The organism is Halomonas sp. AOP30-A1-24 (genome assembly GCF_052378165.1).
Taxonomy (GTDB): domain Bacteria; phylum Pseudomonadota; class Gammaproteobacteria; order Pseudomonadales; family Halomonadaceae; genus Vreelandella; species Vreelandella citrativorans.
Window position 1 is genome coordinate 71963 of sequence record NZ_JBQSXL010000012.1, and the last position, 21209, is coordinate 93171.

The 21209-nt window shown below is 53.4% G+C and carries 14 protein-coding genes; all 14 read right to left on the reverse strand.

Annotated elements, in window-relative coordinates:
• Positions 1-13 precede the first annotated feature (13 nt).
• Positions 14-1936, reverse strand: coding sequence for a hypothetical protein (locus ACT3TJ_RS08825; protein WP_444665624.1), 1923 nt, complete (start codon positions 1934-1936; stop codon positions 14-16).
• Positions 1936-3444, reverse strand: coding sequence for a heparinase II/III domain-containing protein (locus tag ACT3TJ_RS08830; RefSeq protein WP_444665626.1), 1509 nt, complete (start codon positions 3442-3444; stop codon positions 1936-1938). Before ACT3TJ_RS08830 ends, ACT3TJ_RS08825 begins: the two co-directional genes overlap by 1 nt.
• On the reverse strand, positions 3441-8729 hold the full coding sequence (locus ACT3TJ_RS08835) for a glycosyltransferase (RefSeq protein ID WP_444665628.1): 5289 nt from the start codon (positions 8727-8729) through the stop codon (positions 3441-3443). The genes ACT3TJ_RS08830 and ACT3TJ_RS08835 overlap by 4 nt, the downstream gene beginning before the upstream one ends.
• 68 nt (positions 8730-8797) lie before the next feature.
• Positions 8798-10078 carry a UDP-N-acetyl-D-mannosamine dehydrogenase gene (gene wecC, locus ACT3TJ_RS08840; protein WP_444665630.1) on the reverse strand — a complete coding sequence of 427 codons (1281 nt, stop codon included), beginning with the start codon at positions 10076-10078 and terminating at the stop codon, positions 8798-8800.
• A gap of 70 nt (positions 10079-10148) precedes the next feature.
• Positions 10149-11267 carry a non-hydrolyzing UDP-N-acetylglucosamine 2-epimerase gene (gene wecB / locus ACT3TJ_RS08845; RefSeq protein ID WP_444665632.1) on the reverse strand — a complete coding sequence of 373 codons (1119 nt, stop codon included), beginning with the start codon at positions 11265-11267 and terminating at the stop codon, positions 10149-10151.
• A 19-nt stretch (positions 11268-11286) separates the two neighbouring features.
• Entirely contained in the window at positions 11287-11745 is a 459-nt protein-coding gene (locus ACT3TJ_RS08850) for a hypothetical protein (protein ID WP_444665634.1), read from the reverse strand.
• 377 nt (positions 11746-12122) lie between these two features.
• Positions 12123-12251 carry a hypothetical protein gene (locus ACT3TJ_RS08855; RefSeq protein WP_444665635.1) on the reverse strand — a complete coding sequence of 43 codons (129 nt, stop codon included), beginning with the start codon at positions 12249-12251 and terminating at the stop codon, positions 12123-12125.
• A 53-nt stretch (positions 12252-12304) separates the two neighbouring features.
• Complete coding sequence (locus ACT3TJ_RS08860; protein ID WP_444665637.1) at positions 12305-13207, reverse strand: ABC transporter ATP-binding protein; 903 nt, start codon at positions 13205-13207, stop codon at positions 12305-12307.
• A 185-nt stretch (positions 13208-13392) separates the two neighbouring features.
• The gene (locus tag ACT3TJ_RS08865) at positions 13393-14781 is read right to left on the reverse strand and encodes an MBL fold metallo-hydrolase RNA specificity domain-containing protein (RefSeq protein ID WP_444665639.1); all 1389 of its coding nucleotides are present in this window, start codon (positions 14779-14781) and stop codon (positions 13393-13395) included.
• Between the two features lie 505 nt (positions 14782-15286).
• Entirely contained in the window at positions 15287-16015 is a 729-nt protein-coding gene (locus tag ACT3TJ_RS08870) for a phosphoribosyltransferase (RefSeq protein WP_193056212.1), read from the reverse strand.
• Positions 16016-16807: 792 nt separating this feature from the next.
• Complete coding sequence (locus ACT3TJ_RS08875) at positions 16808-17908, reverse strand: chain-length determining protein (protein WP_193056211.1); 1101 nt, start codon at positions 17906-17908, stop codon at positions 16808-16810.
• A gap of 3 nt (positions 17909-17911) precedes the next feature.
• On the reverse strand, positions 17912-18721 hold the full coding sequence (locus tag ACT3TJ_RS08880) for an ABC transporter permease (RefSeq protein WP_444665641.1): 810 nt from the start codon (positions 18719-18721) through the stop codon (positions 17912-17914).
• 132 nt (positions 18722-18853) lie between these two features.
• Positions 18854-20611 (reverse strand): polysaccharide biosynthesis/export family protein, encoded by a 1758-nt coding sequence (locus tag ACT3TJ_RS08885; protein ID WP_193056209.1) that lies wholly within the window; start codon positions 20609-20611, stop codon positions 18854-18856.
• Entirely contained in the window at positions 20611-21021 is a 411-nt protein-coding gene (locus tag ACT3TJ_RS08890) for a DVU3141 family protein (RefSeq protein ID WP_193056208.1), read from the reverse strand. Before ACT3TJ_RS08890 ends, ACT3TJ_RS08885 begins: the two co-directional genes overlap by 1 nt.
• Between the last annotated feature and the right edge of the window lie 188 nt (positions 21022-21209).

The window sequence follows — 21209 nt, forward strand, 5'->3', positions numbered from 1 at the left end:
ACACCCATCAATATTATTTAATTTTCTCAAATTCCAAAACAGATTCACCCAACTTAATACTTCTCGCTTTTTCTTGATGGCACAAAAATATAAAATGCAAACATAGCTGATGAACTTCCAGAACCTCGTTTATTGACACAAAAGAATATAAATCTTTTCTTGCTATCTTTTCCACCTCTTCTTTTAAAAAAGGAGATTGCTGGAAATCATAAATTTCAACCAATTCTTTCAATTTTTTTTGAACTTGATCTAAGGTAAACCAGTGCCACTTCCTACCTAACTTTTTCTGATGCTTGCACCAGCGTGACTCAGAGATTGCTTGCCGATCAAAAGCACTTTCTGAATCATAATTATTTATATTTTCGGAAAAACTGTTGGGATTATACACTCTAAAGTAATGGACAACCGGCTCATGAGCACAAAGGTTTCTTGATTTTAGAGTTACTGGATTAACCTTTTTAAGTTCGCTTTCAGCTCGGACTCCCTTAATTGCTTCTTCTGCCCAAACTCTTTTTTCAAAAGGCTCAAAGACTATAGGAGGATATAGCGCATTCATTAGTTCAAACGCTATTTTTCCACTTACTCTATCTTCAGCTGGCTGTGAAAAAGCCAATCTAATTGTATTGGCTGAATAAAGGGGATGACACTTTGTGACAGCGGCACGGCTCCAGTGTTCGCATGTGCCATTATGATAGCGACCGCGGTACTCCACATAAAACCTATCTGCAACATCTTTTAGAGACTGACCTTGGTCTTGCCAGCGTCCAAAAATAGAGTGCAGCATGGATTTCTTGCTTTCAACTACCTCCTTGCTAATGCAGCTTGGCATAAAAGACATAAAGTCGACAACAGAGCTTAAACTTTCTTCATTGCCCAGATGCTTAGAATAGAGACCTTTATAGAACTCAGAGTTTCCACCACCCATTTTTATTATTTTATTATTTTTTATTGAAACTATTGGCTCCCGGTCAAGATTGTTTTTTATCCCAGCAGTCATGTACGCAAAATCGTGGAAACGATCAGTAAAATTTCTACTACCCTTTGTCACCTCCCCGTCTTTTATCTTTACTTTTTTTAATCCATATTTTTTCATCAAGTAGTTTGAGACATTGGCATCCGGATTCGGGTATTTCCCGTTTGTGTTAAAGAAGAAGTGGTCTTTGTACCCAGAGCCTATGATCGCCGCTAGGACCATCCGACTATCCATCCCCCCAGTAACATCAGAAATTTTCATGGGGATGTTAGATAGTGCCACTGCCTTTACGTTCTCTCTGATATCTTTTACACACAGGCTAACAAGCTCTTCTCTAGGAACACTACTATTGAAGAAATAGTCAGCTCCTTTTCTTTCTTTTAGGCTTATTTTACCCGCCCAATCAATTTCAATCTCATGATCGAATGGAACAAAATAAGTATTTCCATACGAGCCAATATCCATTGGGGTTGTTAGAACAACTTCATTTATTAGATTATCAGAATGTCTGCATAACTCATGGTCAAAGACTTTCTTTAAAAAACTCTCCAAGAGCACCAGGTTGTTAGTTACCCCAGAAAACCTATCATCATCTAAATAATAAAGTGGATAATTCCCAAGTTGATCATGAAATGCTTGAATTCCATGATTAGCTAGGCTAACAACTGCATACGAACCTCTAGCCTCATCTTTGAAAACATTCAAATTATTTCTTATTTTTTTCTCAGGGCTGCCTAACAGTAACTCTCCATCGTAAACAGCTTCGCCGTCAAAGAACACGTCTTCAGATTCGAAATCTTCGCTAGATACGCAAAACCCAACTATCGATGATTGCTTGCTTGCTTCTTTTACATACCGAAAACTAGGGGTCAACAAGTATCCGTCCAGACAATCTAAAATCGAGGCATCTAATTTTTCGTGCTCTCGTACATTCTTGGGGACCAGAAAAACAAATTCTTTCATTATAAAAACTCCGTGCAAAACTTAAGTTCTAACAAAGGACTAGTAAATTGCCCAACAGAGAATACAACCGAACATGTTTTTCCAGTGTATTTTCTGTCTTGCAACACATACGGCTTCCCATTATTTAATTCACTGCCTAGCGACTCAATTTCAGGCAGGCACTTAAGCTTTGCAACAGGCTCCCCTTTGCAAAAGGCTATATAACAGGAGTCACTATCCCTCCTGACATCAATCTGATTATTAAAGATGAACTCACTCTCAACTTGAACTGAGATTTCACTTTCGGAATAAATTTTATCGTCGATATGCAAAAAATTATTTTTTAACTCAATCCGACGGGAGAATTTATAACCGGCCACTCTGCTGGCATGCATTTCGATAACAAATCCGGAGTTATCATGATCATACATTGCTATTTCAGAAAAGTGGTTTGAGCCAACAGTACTGCTCCACTCTCTATCTTTAACTTTAATTGTCGAATGGTTTCCTTCGCTTTTTAAGTTCAGAATTTCTTCCCATGGTAAAAATTCAGTATAGCCAGGATCATCAAAAATTGTGACGCCATCAACCTCCAAGCAAAATGAAAGCTCATCATTTTGCTTATGATTGTGAGAATCCCAACAACAGGTTGCCGCGAAATGGACTTTCCTACCATTAACTGTCTTTCTAAAGATGAAGAAGTTTCTATTACCATACACTCCTTCTTCTTCCGAATAAGGCATAAGAAGCTCGCGTGCACTTCTTACTTCGCCCTGACCAAAAACTTTATTCAGGATATTTTCGTTAGGTAACCTGAAGGAATCACCCAGAGGAAAGTACTCACCAGTTACCTTAAGTGCATAGCCGAGAAATCTTCTGGATTCTTCGACAATATTTTCCAAACTGACGCTTGCCAATGGCTCTACATTAAGCTTATCTAGGAGCTCAAAATACTCAACTGTCAGAGGCAGATTGTATTCTTGGTATGAAACCGAGTGCTCTTTAGTGAGTCCAGAAGCGTGCCACATCGCATCCAGTGTTTTTGCGCTTCGATTTAACACCAACTCAAGATCAACTCTTTTTTTGTATTCTGGATGATCCAGCACCAATCTCATAAGAGCCAAATCAACCATCAAACCATGATTATGACCTGGGCGGTACAGCTTTTCGCTGTGTAGATTACGAATTTCCTCTTTGACAAGCCTTTCGCATATCCCTACACCGCTAGAGCTGTCTATACTGGAAAACCTATCCTTGAAAGCTAACAAAACACCTAATCTAATCGCAGCCGTGTGATCTCCCCTGCGGCCACTGTAATAAAGATTCTTATTTTTCTTAACACAGTGAAACTTGTAGAAATCACGTAGCGTTTTTTCGACTTTCTCCAAGTCTTTTTCAGAACTAAGCCATCTTAGGCTGTTGAAATGATGTAGCCAGTTCCTGTTATCGTAAGGATTCGCCAGCCAGTTGATGGGAAAACTTAACTTATACGGCTTTAAGGAAGAGGAATGCTTAACAACAATGCTCATGAAAAACCACCTAGTAATCTATTGGCAATCTTTTGTATGTCGAAGACAGACTGGGCAAACTCCTTAACTTTACCTGAAGCCTCCGAACCCGCTTTTATGCCCCCAGCCGCCGCCTTTGCATCCGCATACACCCACTCCTTCGGATAGATCTCATCCGCCCCTTCCCAGGGAAGAATGATCGGCGTGCAGCCTGATGCAGCACCATCGGCAATGGTGAAATGGAAGCTTTCAAAATCGCTGGTGGAAAGCGCAAAGTCGATACCGGCGTACCACTCGGGCATGTCGTTGCCGTGGGGGTCGAAGATCACCGCCCCTTTTAGCAGCGGGTCCTCTTCCAGGCGACGGTACTGGGTTTCGTACCAGACCATTTCTTCCGGGCGGTTGGCCATCCAAGGGTAGTCTTCCGGTCGTTTGCCCTTTACTCGCAGGGTGTAGCCGTCGTCTTCCTTGCGCAGCTCACGCAGGATGTCCAGGGCCAGATCGAAGCGCTTACGCTGCGGCACGATGCCCACAAAGCCCAGCACCTTGCCGTTGGTGGGCTTGCGCGGTACCGACTGCAGGCCTTCTACATCCACGCCGTTATAGACCACCACGCCGTTTTTCTTGAGCATCGGGTTCTTGGCGATGCCTTGGCGCAGAATGTGCGGGCCTACGAACATCACCTTATCGAAGGCCTCGAAGGGAATCTCCGGGAACAGGGCGTGATCGATCTCCTGCAGGTGCAGCCTGCCTACCAGCTTTTGCCCTTTCCGCTTGTGCTTGCCGTACCAGATGGCGTTACCCAGGGTCCATTCGCAGAACACCGTATCGGCCTGGCGCACCAAACGCTTACTGGCGGCCTCGTTGTGCTGGTTGTGGCCAGTCCAGAAGTCTAGCAGCAGGCGGATGCCCGCCTTTGTGAAGTAGGGATAGAACGGCTTGATGAACTTGAGGTCGTGGCCGGCGATCACCACGGTCTTCTTGGGCGCGACGTTGGGCGCCTGCTCGTGAACTTGCGGCGGCTTGCGCAGCGCCAGGGCTGGCTGCTCGGCGGCCCAGCCGGCGAGGTCGCTGGCCGGCATGCCTGTGGTGGGGCGCAGCAGCTGCAGCCCGGCGTCGATGGAGTGGTTCGCCAGCGCCACGCCGGGCCACTCGCCCTCTGCCAGTTCAGGGCTGCGGTTAAAGCCGATGCGCGCCTGGGGGGCATAGGCCGTCGGCCAGGCGAGGTCTTCCAGGCCTTCCGGCTCCAAATCCGCCAGGGCGCGAGGGTCTGCCAGCAGCCAGAGGCTGCCCGCCTCGGCGCTGTGGGCCTGGGGGCTGTCGCATTGAATGCCGGCGGCTTCCAGCTTGGCCTTCGTGCCCGGCTGCCACTGAGTGGCCAGAATGCGCTGGGGGCGCAGGGTCTGGGCCAGCAGTCGCCCTGCCGCCGCATTGGTTAGCTCTTCGGTCAATAGCGTGATGGCCGGCAGCTCGGGGGCCAGCATCACCACGCCAGCGGTGCGCAGCATCTGCACCAGGCGGTGCTGGGTGGTATGGGCGCGCATGATGGCACGTGCGCCTTTCAAGGCGACCCGCCAACGGTAGGCGGGGTGATACAGCAGGTTTTCCAGGGCCTGGGCCGCGTCGCTCTCGGTGCGCACGATATGCCCGGCGCCTTCCATATAGCGGTTCATGCCGAGGGCCGGGCCAGAGATCAGCGGCGAGCCACAGGCGGCGGTTTCCACCACGCGGCGCGAGAACATGGTGGGTGAATCCAGCACCGAGTTGACGTTGATCTGCACCGGGTGGGCCTTGTAGGCCTGGATCATCTCCTCGTTGCTGAGGCTGCCCGCCACATAGCCCCCCAGGCCACCCGGGTACTTGTAGGGCGATTCCGGGTCGTCGTGCTGGCGGTCGTAGATAGTGAGGCCCAGCGGTGCGGCGGCGCTCATGATCTTGTCCATGTACTCGGTGCGCTCGGGGTAGCGCTTGCCGTAGTAGGTGCCCCCGTAAGCCGCGGTGGCCTGCCACTCGCGGGTGGAGGGGAGCAGATTGTGGATCTTCGGCGAGGCGTAGAAGGGGCCGCTGCTGGCGGTCTGGCTGAGGGCGCCCGGGGTGGCCAGGTAGGGAATGATCCGCCGGCTGTCGGTGGTGAAGACGTGATCGCACAGCGCAGCCGTCTTGCGGAAGCGGTCGAAGTGAACCGGGTCTTCCTTGTTCCAGAACAGCGAGGGGATGCCCTGCTCGCGGCAGTGGGTCAGCAGCTCGCTTAACGGCGCGAACTCCTCGTCGCTGTAGTAGCCCACCTTGCGGTGCCACTGCCAGTCGTTGCCCTTCCAAGCCGACTCCACGAACATGGCATCGATGGGCTGTTTGGCCAGCTCTTCGCGCCAGTTCTCCGGCGAGAGCGACACCACCTTGACGGCGCTGGCCAGGGTGTCGGTGGTGAACTGATCGGCGATCAGGCCCAGGGTGATCTGCTCCAGGCGCTTGGCGTTGTTCTTGCCAGACGCAAGAGCAGCCTTGGCCACCTCTGCGGCCCTGCTCCGGCGCACCCGCTGCAGGGCATCGGCGTAGCGGCGCGTGACGTGGTTCCATGTGCGCTCCTGCTCGATCCAGGCGCGGGCGGCCTGGCCCAGGCGTGCACGCTCTTCGGGGCTGTCGATCAGCGCCTGCAGGGCCTCACTCAGGGCCTGGGCGCTGTCCTTGGTAAACAAGCGGGCCCGCTCGCCGTTCGGCCCGGCCATGGTGGTGTGCGGGGAAACATCCGAGAGCACCAGGGCCTTGCCCATGGCCATGGCTTCCAGGGGCTTGAGGGCGGAGACCATCTCGGTGACCGCCGACGAGAGCCGCGGGATGGGCAGGATATCCATGCAGGAGAGATAGCGCGGCACCTGCTCGAATGGCACCCGGCCGGTAAAGCGGCACTCCCCTTCGATACCCAGTTCCTTGGCCTTGGCCTTGACGGTGTCGATCACCTTGCCGTCGCCCACCAGCACGAAGGTAAAGGCCTGGCCGTTTTTCTTGAGGGTGGCCATGGCTTCCATCAGCAGCTCCAGGCCCTCGTAGGCCACGGCGCTGCCCGCATAGCCGATCACCGGCACGCCGGGCTTGAGCTTGAGCTCCTTGGCGATGGCGACATCCGCGGCCATGGGCTGGAAGCGCTCGGCGTTGACCGCGTTGGGCACCACCTCGATGCGCTCGCGGGGCACGCCCCAGCTGGCCAGCTCGTCGGCCAGCTCTTCGGTGAGGGTAATCACCAGATCCGCTTCGAGCGCCGCCTGCTGCTCCAGCTCCCGCATCAGCTGGTAGCGTTCAGAGCCGGCCCACTCCGGCTGGGTAGAGGCCTGGGTGACTTCCCAAAGGCCGCGCACTTCATAAACGAACGGCAGGCCCAAGCGGCGTGCCGCCATCAGCGCCGGCAGCGCGGTGATGTGGTTGGAGGCGGCGGCGATGATCTCCGCCCCGCTGGTCTGGGCTTCGCGCAGGTAGTGGTCGGCGGCTTCGGCCAGGTAATAGTCCAACGGGGTCTTGTTGAGGTTCCAGCCCGCGCAGGCGGCGTAGGTGACGCCTTCCACCTCGGCTTCGTGATAGCCCTTGTTCAACCCCTTGGCGCCGGCATCCCAGGGGAAACCGGGCCGCGTGGTGGCACGCACCTTGAAACCCGCCTGCTGCAGGCCCACCGCCACCCCGTGGGAGCGGGTGGAGTAGCCGTTGGTGGCGTGGGGCACCGACTGGTGCAGGCAGTAGAGGACGTGCTGGCGGCGGCTCATCAGGCCGGCATTGGGCTGGCGAGGCGGCAGCGGCCAGCCGCCTTTCAGCCGTGCCATACCGGCCACGAAGGCCTGGAAGTCACGCTTGGGCTTGTCGAACTTCACGCCGCGGGCCTGCAGGCTCTCCAGAGCGCGCAGGGTATCGGTGAGATTGCCCTGGCGGTAGAACCACTGGCTGGCGGTGGCATAGTCCACCTGGCTGACATCGCGCAGCTTGACCGGCTTAGGTGGCGCCACCGGTGCCGCTTGCGGCTTGGCTTGCGCTTCAACCACCGCCTTCTGACCCGCAGCACTCCCCTCCCCCCTCAGCGCCTTTACCATCGGCTCGGTATGCGCGGAGAACAGTAGCTCGGCGCTCGGCTTGGGAGCGGGCAGCTTCAGTGACCCCTGAAGGGCTTGAGCCAAGCTTGCGGCATTCCCGGCGGTAAAGCTCACTACACCTTCGTACTTGTCAGCATGCTTGGCCAACGGTGCCACGTTCGAAACCACCAGTCGCTTGCCATGAGCCAATGCTTCGGCAGCCTTCATCGGCGACACCAGTTCGCACACAGGCAAACGCTGACGAGGTATCACAATGGTATCAATCAGCGCGTAATAGTCCGTCACGCGCTCATGTGGTATACGCCCCACTTGAATTAACCAAGAGGCATCCTCTGCAGCAGTTGAAAGCGTTGATTGGTTACTAACCACGTCTGTTACTGGTTGGTCGTCACCTACCAATAATAATTTGATTTTTTCGCCCTGATGTACAAGCTCAGCGCAGGCTTTTAACAGTACATCGAGGCCTTCGTAGGCATTAAAACTTCCCACGTAGCCCACTACCTTGTCGCCGTGTTCGATGCCCAGTTTTTTCTTTAACATCGAGTCGACTGGTTTTATTTCGGGTAACTTGCTTACCCCGTTGGGCACAAGGGCAATGCTTTCCTCTTTCACACCGCGTTTTACCAGCTCTTCTTTCATAGGCTGGTTAAGGGTAAATACCGCTTGCGCTTGCTTAGCTACAAAGGTATCGCGCTCGGATTCAACCTTGAAGTCTTGCGTATTTTTATAGCCTGGCTCACGGGCATCTCGGGAAAGCTCCCAGAACCCGCGAACTTCATTATAAAAAGGCAGGCCTAGCCGTTTAGCGGCGACCCAGGCAGGCAACCCCACGATAGCGTTAGAGGCCGCCAGCACCCCACTAGGGCGGTAGACCTTGAAAAGCTCAATGAAATATTCAACGCTTTTTTCTAGATGTTCTATTTCGTTTTTCGGCTTTTCACCTGCCAGCCAGCGGCGATGAATATAACGAACCCCGTTAACGCTTACTTCCGGCCGAGTGCTCTTGTGATCGGCACCCAGCTCCCATGGCCTGCCTGGCTTGACAAAACATAATGTTTCAAAGCCATGCTGGTTGAGGGCATGCGCAATTCCTTGCGTTCTAATTGCATAACCATTGCTTGCATAGCTTTGCCCATGGCTGACCACATAGGCTATTCGCCTTTGAATGGGCACATCAATCGTTTGGGCTTTTTGATTTGCAAGTTGAGTGGCGTGTTTCAGCAATGCGTCCATGAAAATCCGGAAAAGTAGAAGGTAAATGGCAAGGTATAAGAGGCGCTGAGTGAGCGCGTACTTACTATTCAACCAAGCAGGCCAACCGCATCAATAACGGTCTCTTTAGCGCGCACGCTATCCGCTTGCTCAATGAACGACTTATGCTTAACCAGTACACACACTACATCCGCTTGGGTTAGCGCTTCTTCCAGTGTCTTTAACTCTACGTTGGCGTGCTGCAGGCCTTGGGGTAATACGTCTATGTTCGGCTCCACCACCTGCAGGCGGCAACCTAACTGGGCAACCTGTTGGGTAATATTCAACGCTGGGCTTTCGCGCAAGTCATCGATATCTGGCTTAAAGGAAACGCCCAAGCAGGCAACGGTAAGATCACTACGTTTGGCATCCGGGTGTTGCTGATGGTAGTACTCAAGCCCTTCTTTCACACGGCTTAGTACCCATTGCGGCTTGGCGTCATTCACTTCACGAGCAGCACGTATGATTTTGGCTTGCTCCGGGCATGAGTCCACAATAAACCAGGGGTCTACCGCTATGCAGTGGCCACCTACACCTGCCCCTGGGGTAAGAATGTTAACCCGGGGGTGGCGGTTAGCTAGCGCAATCAATTCCCATACATTGATATCTAACTCGTGGCAGATAGTCGAAAGCTCGTTGGCAAACGCAATGTTCACATCACGGAAGCTGTTTTCGGTGAGTTTCGCCATTTCAGCGGTGCGGGCGGTAGTGGTTACGCACTCGCCCTCTACGACTAATTTGTAAAGCTTGCAGGCTACGTCAGCGCACTTGGGTGTCATGCCGCCAATCACGCGGTCGTTTTCAACCAGTTCACGAATCACGTGGCCAGGCAGTACACGCTCGGGGCAGTGCGCAATGCGAATGTCGGAAGCTTCGCCATGGGTCTGCGGAAAAGTGAGGTCGGGCCGTGCCTCAGCCAGCCACTCGGCCATTTGCTCAGTGGCGCCAATGGGGCTGGTGGATTCAAGCACTACCAGATTGCCGGGTACTAAAACAGCGGCTAGGGACTTTGCCGCCGCTTCAATGTAGCTAAGGTCGGCTTTATGGTTCTGTCCATTCTCATCGGTGTGGAATGGCGTGGGTACCGCCACCATGAACGCATCAGCAGGTTCGGGGGTGGTGGTCGCGCGTAAATAGCCTTCTGTGACTGCGGCATGAACGATGATGTCCAGTTCAGGCTCAACAATGTGAATTTCACCACTGTTAATGGTATCTACAGCGTGCTGGTTTACATCTACACCTATAACGCTTTGTTTGCGTGAGGCAAAAACAGCGGCAGTGGGTAGGCCGATGTAGCCCAAGCCAATCATGGAGATAGTGTCGAATTGCATGATGTATGTTTACTCTTAAATAGGAAACTAATACCGGAAACCGCTTTGCGCCGAGCTGTCTACACGATAATTAAGCGTTTGCGAGGGCATCGCGGATGCGTTGGCAGGCTTTGCCGTCGCCATAGGGGTTATGGGCGTAACTCATGGCGTTGTAGGCCTGCTCATCAGTGAGTAGCGTATTCAGCGCTTCTGTTATCCGGGTTACATCCGTGCCGACCAATTTTACCGTTCCTGCTTCAAGCGCTTCTGGCCGTTCAGTAGTATCACGCATTACCAACACTGGCTTACCTAACGAGGGGGCTTCTTCTTGAATACCACCGGAGTCCGTCAAAATAATAGAGGCGCGGTTCATTAGGTAAACGAAAGGCAGGTAGTCTTGAGGTTCGATCAGGTGGACGTTATTAACATCCGTCAGTAGGCGATTAACCGGCTCGCGCACGTTGGGATTCAGGTGCATTGGATAAAGAATTTGTACATCTGAATGGGCTTTTGCCGTTTCGGCAAGCGCCTGGCAAATGCGCTCGAACCCGCCACCAAAGCTCTCGCGGCGGTGGCCTGTCACCAATACTAACCGCTTACTGCTATCCAACATGGGGAAGAGAGCAGCAAGCTCAGTGGTTAAGGCCTCGTTACTTTTCAGTTTTTCAACGACATCCAGAAGCGCATCGATCACCGTATTGCCAGTTACATGGATCGTTGCTGGGTCAATACCTTCGGCCAGCAGGTTTTGCATGGAGGTATTGGTGGGGGCGAAGTGAACCGCAGCCAGCGCACCTGTCAATTTGCGGTTACCCTCTTCAGGCCAAGGCGAGTACAAATTGCCGGTACGCAGCCCAGCTTCAACGTGTCCTACCGGGATTTGTTGATAATAGCAGGCAAGCGTGGTGGCAAACGTGGTGGCTGTATCGCCATGTACCAGCACAATGTCAGGTTTGAACTCTTCCAGTACGGGTTTCAGGCCTTGCAGAATGCCGCAGGTTACATCGTTCAAGTCTTGGCCTGGCTTCATGATATTCAGGTCATATTCTGGCGTTAGCTCAAATAGATCCAACACTTGATCCAGCATTTCACGATGCTGTGCCGTGACACATACTTTTGCCTCAAAGCGTTTATCGCCTGCTAACTGAATCGCTAGGGGGGCCATTTTAATCGCTTCAGGGCGTGTGCCAAATACCGTGAGAACTTTCATTTCGATTCCTTTCGAATGCTTACTGTTTATCCATTGATTGATACTCAAGCTCTTGACACCGATTAAAATAGTGTTCAAGTAGCGCCTGTGTGTTTTCTAGCTGCTTTTCAATTTTATGACTGTTTGAATCAGTCAACGTACCGCCAGTGCTTGGCACATTTTTATTATTAAGTACTGCTAGACCATGGTTGCCCGCTACCTCTTTACTAGAGAAAATAGCACGGCCTTCTTTTTCACCAAAACGGAGATAATGCAGGAGAGGATTCATTCCATCCTTTTTGATATCTCCATATTCAGCTAAATAGGAAGCTGTAGAAAACTGATTGGACGGATCGCGCATCATTTTCCACCCGTACTTATAAAAGTGTTCGGCCGGGTTCATATTGGCGGCTTTTACATCTGGGTAACGCTCTGTATACCACTCGGCATTAAATAGCGCTGACCGCTCAATAACTTGCACTGCTTCATGTGCTGTCACTGCACCCCTCCAACATCATCCATTTAAATACGACCTACCGAGATATAGCGCAAATTAACTGCTTTTGCGTCTTCCGGGTGATACAGGTTACACCCATCGACAACCTCACCGTCTTTTAGGTAAGCGGAAACCCACTTTAAGGCTATGGTTCTCAACTGTTTCCACTGGTACATATTACTAATGTACCTACACCAAGAAGTGTGCCTTCCATTCGATCACACAACCTTCAATTTTCACGATCGCCATAAAATCGCGACGCTGCTTTCATTGCCATAGGGTCACAATGCGCTTACCTTGGCATCGGCTTTCCACAGCGCGCCTATTAATACGCGGCTGTGGGCTTCGCGCGTATCCTCTATTCGGCTTGAAGGCTAGCCCTATACGGCAATCGTTTTGCCGTTCAGTTCCTCGTTAAGCGATTTTTGCAGCCTGGTAAACAAGGGCTGGAAATAGTGGCTAACACTACTGGACACATCTGACAGGGCTGACTGATCGAAACCTGCCATATTTCTCTCTGTATCTGACCAGCAACTACTCAATGACTACTTATGTAAACCGCTTATTTAGTTTGGCTCTGCGTTTCGATAAGCGTGTCCAGATGTATCCGTGCCTCTTTGGCTACAGCCCCTGCCGTATTAACTTCTTGCCTTGCGGCCTTGATTTGTTCGGCGGGTGCGCTCTCTTCTTGCAGCTCTTTTAGCGTTTCTTGCGCGCCTTTTAAAATTTGATGGCACTCCGCCAGGTGATGCCTTGCGCCAATCACATCGTTAGGTAATACGCTTTCGCCCGCCTTTTTCTTGGCATCAGCATCGGCGTGGTACACGGCAATCGCTTCGTTGATATCTTCGTACCAGTAGGCGCTGCCGTTTTTAAGGTATAGGCCTGCCTGGCACAGGTCTTTCAGGATGCCTTCCGAGTGGGACACCATAATGAGTGAGGCCTGACCCACTTTCGATTGAAAGAGCTTTTTGGCTTTGTCTTTAAAGGCGCGGTCGCCAACGGCGGTGGCTTCATCGGAAATATACACATCAAAATCGAACGCAAATGATAACCCAAACGAGATGCGGGATTTCATGCCGGATGAGTAGGTGCGGATCGGTTCATCGAACGCGGGGCCAATCTCGGCAAAGTCTTCGACAAACTGAATGACGCGCTGTACTTCTTTTGGGCTGCTGCCCTGCACGCGGGCCACAAACTTGGCGTTTTGGCGGCCTGTCATATTGCTTTGCATACCGCCTGAAAGCCCAACCGGCCAGGAAACGCGGCTGCGGCGAATAACTTCACCGCGTTCGGGCGTGTCCATACCGGCGATTAGGCGCAATAGCGTTGACTTGCCCGCGCCGTTGGCGCCAATTAGCCCTACGCTTACCCCGGTAGGGATCGTCAAGTTTATATCTTTTAATACCCAATCGCTGCCGTGGTGGTTGTGGTAGCGCTTGTAGAGGTTTTTGATTTCAATCATTTGGTGTTGGTAACCGATGGTAATTCAAAACAGAGTGCAATGATTGTGTTGGGGGGAGAAGACATCCTAAGAGCATCTGAAGTAGTGCTGAAGATGAGCACGATGGCGAAATCAGGGCGTCGTGCCGACGCCTTCCGCGGGTGCCTCATTCGCTCGTTCCTCGCGAGATTCGTTACCACGCGCTACTAAGAACTGGTAACTCTCACTTCCCTGCCCTTTCGTTCGTACATTGCTTCTAGCTTGCTTTTCAACACTGCGCGGGCGTTTTGGTCACCGTGTACCAAACGGATGGTGTGGGGCCAGCGGCGCATGCGCTTTACAAAGTTTAGCAGGTCGTTTTGGTCGGCGTGGGCGGAGTAGCCGCTGATGGAGGTAACGCCTGCGTTAATGTCGATACGCTGGCCGTCGATTTCTACCCAGCCGCCTTGGCCGTATTGCTGTATGGTGCGGCCAGGAGTGCCTGCGCCCTGGTAGCCTACAAACAGCACTTGGTGGCGGGCATCGCCTAGCATGGCTTTTAGGTAGTTCATAATGCGCCCACCGGCACACATGCCGCTGGCGGCTATCACCACGGCGGGCCTGCCGGTTTTTGCTAAATATTCAACCGTTTGCTCGTGTTCGGTGTGGCTTTCTACGGTGTAGAGGCTGGCAAAGTTGAGTGGATGGCGGCCCCCTTTTAGCCGCTTTTGGGCTTCATCATCCCAGTAGGGTTTTAGCTCGCGGTATACCTTGGTAAAGCGGGCGGCCAGCGGTGAATCGACGATAATTTCGAGCTTGCTCCACTGGCTGTTTTTGGCTTCATGAATAATGCCTTCCAGTTCGTAAAGCAGTTCTTGCGTGCGGCCAATGCTGAAGGCGGGCACCATGACCGTGCCGCCGTTAGATAGCGCTTGTTCTATCGCTTTTCTTAAAACGGCGCGGCGCTGACGGCGGTCCGGGTGGGTGCGGTTGCCGTAGGTGCTTTCCAGCACTAACTGGTCGCAGCCGTGGGGTGATGTAGGCGCGGGCAGCAGCGGCGCGTGAGGTGCGCCCAGGTCGCCGGAGAAAACGATGCGCTCTTTTTCATTAGCTTCAACGGCTTGATAGGCTACTTCCACGTAGCAGGAACCGAGAATATGCCCTGCCCGCTTAAGTTTTATGCGTGCGGTGCCGATAGTATTGTGAGCAACGCGGTGCCACTTGCCATAGGGCACGCTTACAATCTGCTGTTTTAACTGTTCCTGAAAGCGGTTGATCAGTTGGGCGTTGCGGGTGAAGCCGATTTTAAGCGCATCTTCAATCACCAGCGGGAGTAGTTTGGCAGAAGGCTCTGAGCAGATGATGGGGCCTTTAAACCCGGCGGCCAGTAGGTACGGTAGCCGCCCTACGTGGTCAATATGTACGTGGGTGATGATTAATGCCTGAACGGTGCTGATGTCGAATTCGATTTGTAGCTGTTCGAAGCTGTCTTCTTCCGCGTCTTCGCCTTGAAAGAGGCCGCAGTCGATGAGTAGTGAGTGTTCGCTATTCAGTATGAGCTGGTGGCAACTGCCGGTAACGCCGGTTGCGCCACCGTGATGAATAATATCGAGCATGAGGCGCCTTTTTAGGTGTTCTTAGAGGCTTCACCGAAGCCAGGTAGTGATTGGTGGCGCATCCGGGCGTCGTTCCGCCGCCTTTCGCGGGTGCCTTTTGCTCGTGCCTCGCAAAGCGTTACCACGCGCTACACAACCGGGTAGATATTTCGTAGCGCGTGGTAAGCGAAGCGCACCCGCGGGAGCAGCGCGAAGCGGTGCCGGGGTTGGGCATGGAGGCGCATCCGGGGCGTCTCCGCCGCCATTCGCGGGTGCCTTTTTGCTCGTGCCTCGCAAAGCGTTACCGCGCGCTACACAACCGGGTAGATATTTCGTAGCGCGTGGTAAGCGCAGCGCACCCGCAGGAGCAGCGCGAAGCGGTGCCGGATTGGGCATGGGTGCACATTCGGGGCGTCGTTCCGCCGCCTTTCGCGGGTGCATTTTGCTCGTGCCTCGCAAACGTTACCGCGCGCTACTCGAAGGTGTGCCTAACATCTACTAGCGCGCTTAGCGCCCACTAGCGACCCTAGCTTGAATAATTTTTTGATAATAACCGCTTAGTTGTTTCTTTTTCTGCCTTAACGCATCGATTTCGGATCTCGTCAGCGGTTCTAAAGCCGACGAGATAACTTGCTTCGTTGGCGGTGAGGGCTGAGGTTTGTATTCCGAAGATATTTTTGATGTCATCACCAAAGCGCTCCTCCAATAATTGGATATGCTTTTTTACTGCGCGAAAATTTGTTGATCGACCAGCATTTACCAGCAGTATAGACCCAATTGCGTTTCCGCCGTTCATTAACAGGTAATTAGCCAACTCTGCCAATGTGCTCCCCATGCTGGTCACGTCATCGACAAGCACATATTTTCCACCCTGCTCCACAGTTCCTTCAAATGAGGGCCTTGAGATTAGCCTTTCCATAGGGTCTGCGCCGGTATGAAACACTCTTTGCAGCTGGACAATGTCTGTCTCACTGGTACCCCCACACACTTCAGCACATAAAAGTGAAAGCATTAGTGGTATCGCATTATCACCAGCGGCTTCCTTGGCATAAGGAGAAACAAAAATAGCATCCTCAGGAAACTCACCATTGAGCGACGCTAGAAACTCAAGAGCCAACTCCTCTACAAGCTGTAACGCAGCATCAGGGTTACCAGCTTTCGCAGTTATGTAGTCCGGATGCTGCTTTATATCATTATCATCGTTAAAACAATGAAAGTGCTTAGCCCCTTCCGGGAAGGCGTATACCCTATCCATTGTCTTTACCCACAGTTCGTTGCCTTATGTACACAATGTACTACTTGGAGATTTGCGTTAGTCGGTCCAAGTCAGCGTGTATATTTTGGCCCGTGCCACGATGCGTGTATTTTCGGTAATGCCCGGGTTGGGCATTCGTGGCGCATCCGGGGCGTCGTTCCGCCGCCTTTCGCGGGTGCCTTTTGCTCGTTCCTCGCAAAGCGTTACCGCGCGCTACACAACCGGATAGATATTTCGTAGCGCGTGGTAAGCGCAGCGCACCCGCGGGAGCGCCGCGAAGCGGTGCCGGGGTTGGGCCTTGAGGCGCATCCGGGGCGTCGTTCCGCCGCCTTTCGCGGGTGCCTTTTGCTCGTGCCTCGCAAAGCGTTACCGCGCGCTACATTTGAATAATCAAGGCGTTAGATAACTTGTAGCGCGTGGTAAGCGCAGCGCACCCGCAGCGGCGGCCCGGCGCGAGAGCAGCGCGAAGCGGTGCCGGGGTTGGGCATTGGGGCGCATCCGGGGCGTCGTTCCGCCGCCATTCGCGGGTGCCTTTTTGCTCGTTCCTCGCAAAGCGTTACCGCGCGCTACGTTTGAATAATCAAAGCGTTAGATAACGTGTAGCGCGTGGTAAGCGAAGCGCACCCGCGGGAGCACCGCGAAGCGGTGCCGGGGTTGGGCATTGGGGCACATCCGGGGCGTCGTTCCGCCGCCTTTCGCGGGTGCCTTTTGCTCGTTCCTCGCAAGGCGTTACCGCGCGCTACAGGGTTGGTTTTCACCCTTGCACCGTTCACCGTTCACCGTTCACCGTTATCAGTCTCGGTGATCTTTTACGATCATGATGATCATGCTGAGGATGAAGGCGAGGAAAATGGTGATGATGGCGAATACGGTGCTGTTGTATAGCCGCCTGGGTTCGGTTGGGTACTCGGGGTATAGCGGGCTTTGCAGTACGCTTACCTGTTTGAGCTGGCGGGCGGCTTCCAAGCGGGTGTTTTCCAGGGCGGCTAGCGCGCTTGAGTAGGTTTCCTGGGCAAACTGGGCCTGGAGTTCGAGTGTTTCGTACTCGGCGGAAACGCGGTTGAGTGCGCCACCTGCGGCTTGGGCGAGGCGTTCGCTCTGTTCGCTGATCTGGTCTCTTAGTGCCGTAATATTGCGCTCTACCTGGCGTAGTTCAGCAGATTGCGAGCTTTGGAAACTGGCCAGGGCATCGCGCTGGGCTTGTAGGCGGGCAAGGTCACCTTCCAGCGTGGCGACTACCTGGTTCAGGCCTTCAACGGTGGCTGTGGGTGAAACGAGGCCATACTCGTTTTGAAAGTCCAGTAGCTCCGCGCGGGTTGCTCGAAAACGCTCTTCCAAGCGAACCAGTTGCTGTTCCAGGAATAATACCTGCTCGTCTGCCAAGCGATGCCCCATGGCGTTCATGTGGTCCTCACCCGCTTTTAGAAGCAGTTCGGTCATATCGTGCGCAAATTCGGGGGTAAATGCTTGTGAGCTGATATTGAGCACGCCTGCGTATTCATCAAGTTCAACATTGACACGGCGCAGGTAATACTTATGTAGCTCTTCAATGGGCGCATCGGGGTCGCGCAACCGGGCAAAAATATCCCCGTGTTCGCTGTAGTGTTCACGAAAGCCTAGCGCTGTGTCCATCTGACGCAACATATCGGTTGAAAGCAGATATTCGCGCAGTAGCAGTAGGTCGTGCGTATTGCCACCACCGCCTCCGCCCATTAACGAGGCAAAGCTTATTTCAGGCGTTGCTACTTGGGGGCTTTCAAGCACCACGGTTGCATTGGATACATAGCGGGCTTGTGCCCAAATAAACCAGTAGAAGGAGACCAAAACGATTGCGATGAGGGCGATAGCCCACTGGGGGTATTGCGTGCCAAAGCGACGAAGAGACGATTGCATGAATTAGCTTGCCTTTAAACGGTCAATAAAGCGCAGGTGCATAAGAAGCCCTAGCGCAATAAGCGAAAACGTAAATAGCCAGAAATAGAGCATGCTGGTGCCAGGCACCACATGGTAGTGCTCAAAAAAGCCCAATCGCAGTGTCTCTAACCCGTGAGGTATAGGATTTAGCATCAGGTATTCAAGCAGCCAGTGCGGCAAGCTATTCAACGGTAGAATGACGCCGGAAATAATCAGCAGCGGCAAAGAAATCATGCTGATGACGCGCCCTACCTCAGGCACTAACGTTGCGGAAACAGAAGTAACTAACCCCAGCCCCAAGCCTAAACACCAGAGCGAGAACCAGGCGGCCATCGCGCGAACAGCATTATCCGGGTACATTTCCTGGTCGAGCATTAGCCCGCCTACCATAAAAATCAGGAAGATAAAGGTGCGTAGCATCCCTTCAAGAAAATTACGCGAAAGTACCGGGTCCACAGGCTGCACTTGACGGTAGGCAAACAGCGCCTTATTTGCATTAATGGCACCCATGCCTCGTATCATGCCTTCACGCACTAAAAAAAAACCCATTAAGCCGGTAATCAGCCAAGGGATAAATGGTGCGTTAACGACTAGGCTATCACCACGGATAAAGCTGCGAATGGCCACCATGATCCCTACCATGGCAACCGGTTCAAAGAGCATCCAGAACCAGCCCATGCGGTCGGCCATGGTGCGTGAAATAGCTTCACGCATGAACATGGCGTACCACACGCTGCGGGTCACTTGCCAGGGCGTGCGGGCGCTTCGGCGTGTTGCTTGTGTATCAGCCATGACGGGTTGCCGCCTTTAAGTGCATGTTGCTTGTCATGAATTTCTGCATGTGCGGGCGCTGCCTTTCGCGGGTGCCTCGCTGCGCTCGTTACCGCACGCTACGAGGCCCCTTAGCGACTCACCAACCGCTCATTACAGGTCCAGCGCTACGCGAGTGGTCACGGCGATCTGGAAGAGGATCTGCGTTAGCGTAGAAGCCAGCTGCAAGTTGTGTACCGGCGCCTTGGGCATTACGAGGATTTCATCACCCGGGCGTAGCGGTGAATTACGCGCGTGTTCCACAGCACCGTTTTGGCGCACTAGTAGAATCTGGCTCTCATCGGCACGCTCGGTAAAGCCACCGGCGCCGTTGACGTAGTCGATCACGCTTAGACCGGGGCGATACACCACGGCCTGGGGCACCACGATTTCACCGCTGATCAGAACCGAATCGCTGATTTCAGGAATGGTAATGACATCGCCGTCTTGCAGGCGGATATCTGAAATCTTGCCGCCTTGCGCGACTACCAGGCGGCCACTGGGTTCCAGGTCGCTTGCGCGTTCAATAAAGCGTTCAATCAGTTCGGCTTCACGCAGGCGAATTTGGGCTTCTTCGTCGGTGCGTGAGGTGGCGCCCAGGTAGGTGGTTTCCAGGCGGCGTAGGCTGTCTTCCAGCGCCTGTTCCTGCTGCTCCTTGACGCTTTCACGGCGCAGGGAAACGCTTTCAACGGCGGTCAGCCCTTGTGGCACGGCAATGGCATCAAGCAGTTCACTTAGGCGAGCATTGCGCGGCAAGGCGTAGAGCGAAGGCCCGAAGTAGCTGCCTTCTATTTCAACCACGATAGTTTCACTGCGCTGGTCGGCGGTGAAGGTGACTTCATCGCCACTGCGAATGGTTTGGCCAGCAAACAGGGCGACGGGGAAATAGTGGGCGATAGGACCATCGGTACGATGACCACGCAGCAGTACGTTGGATACGCCGCTTCGCAATCGCGCCAGGTTTAAAAGCTCGGCACCGCTAAGCGTGTTACTGGTCAGCTCATAGCGCATCTCGCGGTGCACGTCTCCAGTAACCGCAATCGCCGGGCCGCGCTCTTCTACAACGATAGTGTCACCGTCCTGGAATTGCGGGCGTGCAATGGTGCCGTTAAGCAAAAAGTCGTAGAGGTCCACCGTTGCAACCAGGCGATCGTTGCGCATTACGCGCACTTGGCGATAGCTGCCGAGGTCTTGTTCGATCCCGCCTGCCTGGTCAAGAAAGTAGAGCAGCGAGTCATCGGGCGTACCGGCATAACGTCCGGGGTTTTGCACATAACCTGTTACATAAACAGCAACGGGCTGGACGCCTTGCAGGTTGGTGTAAACCTCAACGTTGTCAGGGTATACCGAGGTAATCGCTTGGCGAACGCTGTTATCGACCTGCTGGCTACTCTGACCTTCTACATTTAAGGGGCCGGAACCGGGGATGAAGATGTTGCCTTGGGCGTCAACCGGCAGCACACGGTCCAACTCGAACGCACCCCAGGCGCGCACGGTGACCTGGTCGCCTGGCTTAATGCGGTAATCAGCGTTCAGGCCATCGCCCATGGCGCCGCGAAAGCCACCAGTGAAGAGGTTATATCCAAAGGGGGGCAGTGCATCCGGGTCGCGGGGCGGTGTGGCAATGGGGCCATAAGTGCCACTGCGCCAATCGGCGCGGGGCATATCATCTACCTGGCCTTGCTGCTCTACCCCTTGCTGCCCTTGAGACGATGATGCCTGATTGCTGCTGCGTTGGCCTGAAAGGGTGTCGTCCGGCAGACTGAGAATCTGGGCGGAGGCAGACGCACTGAACACAACCAAACAGGCGAGTGAAACGGTAGTCAGCGCTTTCGATAGGCAAGCGCGCTTGCATGCTTCAAAGAGATTCATTAAAGGCGCCCTTCTGCCGTTTGCGTTATGACTCGCTGGTTTACCCACTCTTCTGACGATGCTTTGCATACCAGTGCGCGGCGAGCTTCGCCACTCATGCCAATCACTTGTAAGCGACGGCATTCACGCCCACTGGCTGCCAGGTAGGATTCGTCGGCGACAATTTCAACATTGTCGCCCCACGGGCTGTTAGCCACGCTGATAACGCCACCAGCCGGTGTTTGGTCCAGAAAACCGTTCACACGTTCATCAAGAATGGGCTTTGCGGAGTCATCATTAAGGACATAGCGCTGCTGCTGGGAGGCGCTGCCAGAGGGGTAGCTCGTAGCGCACCCACTTATTACGGCCATACTTAACACGGCTAGCAGCATGCGAGCCGGTCGAACTACTAAAAATGAGGTCTTTGGCATAATAATTTCCAGAAAAGGCACGCTACCGCCCGGGGATTGTAACGGGCGCATTCCCTTGCCCAACGCTGTGCGGATAAAATTTGATAGCTTGTACTACCCAAACGCACCAGCATTGTAAGGGATTAGTGGGTTTGTCTCTACACTTGAGAGTATTTGCTAGCTGGGCATTTATGCTGGCCCGCCAATAC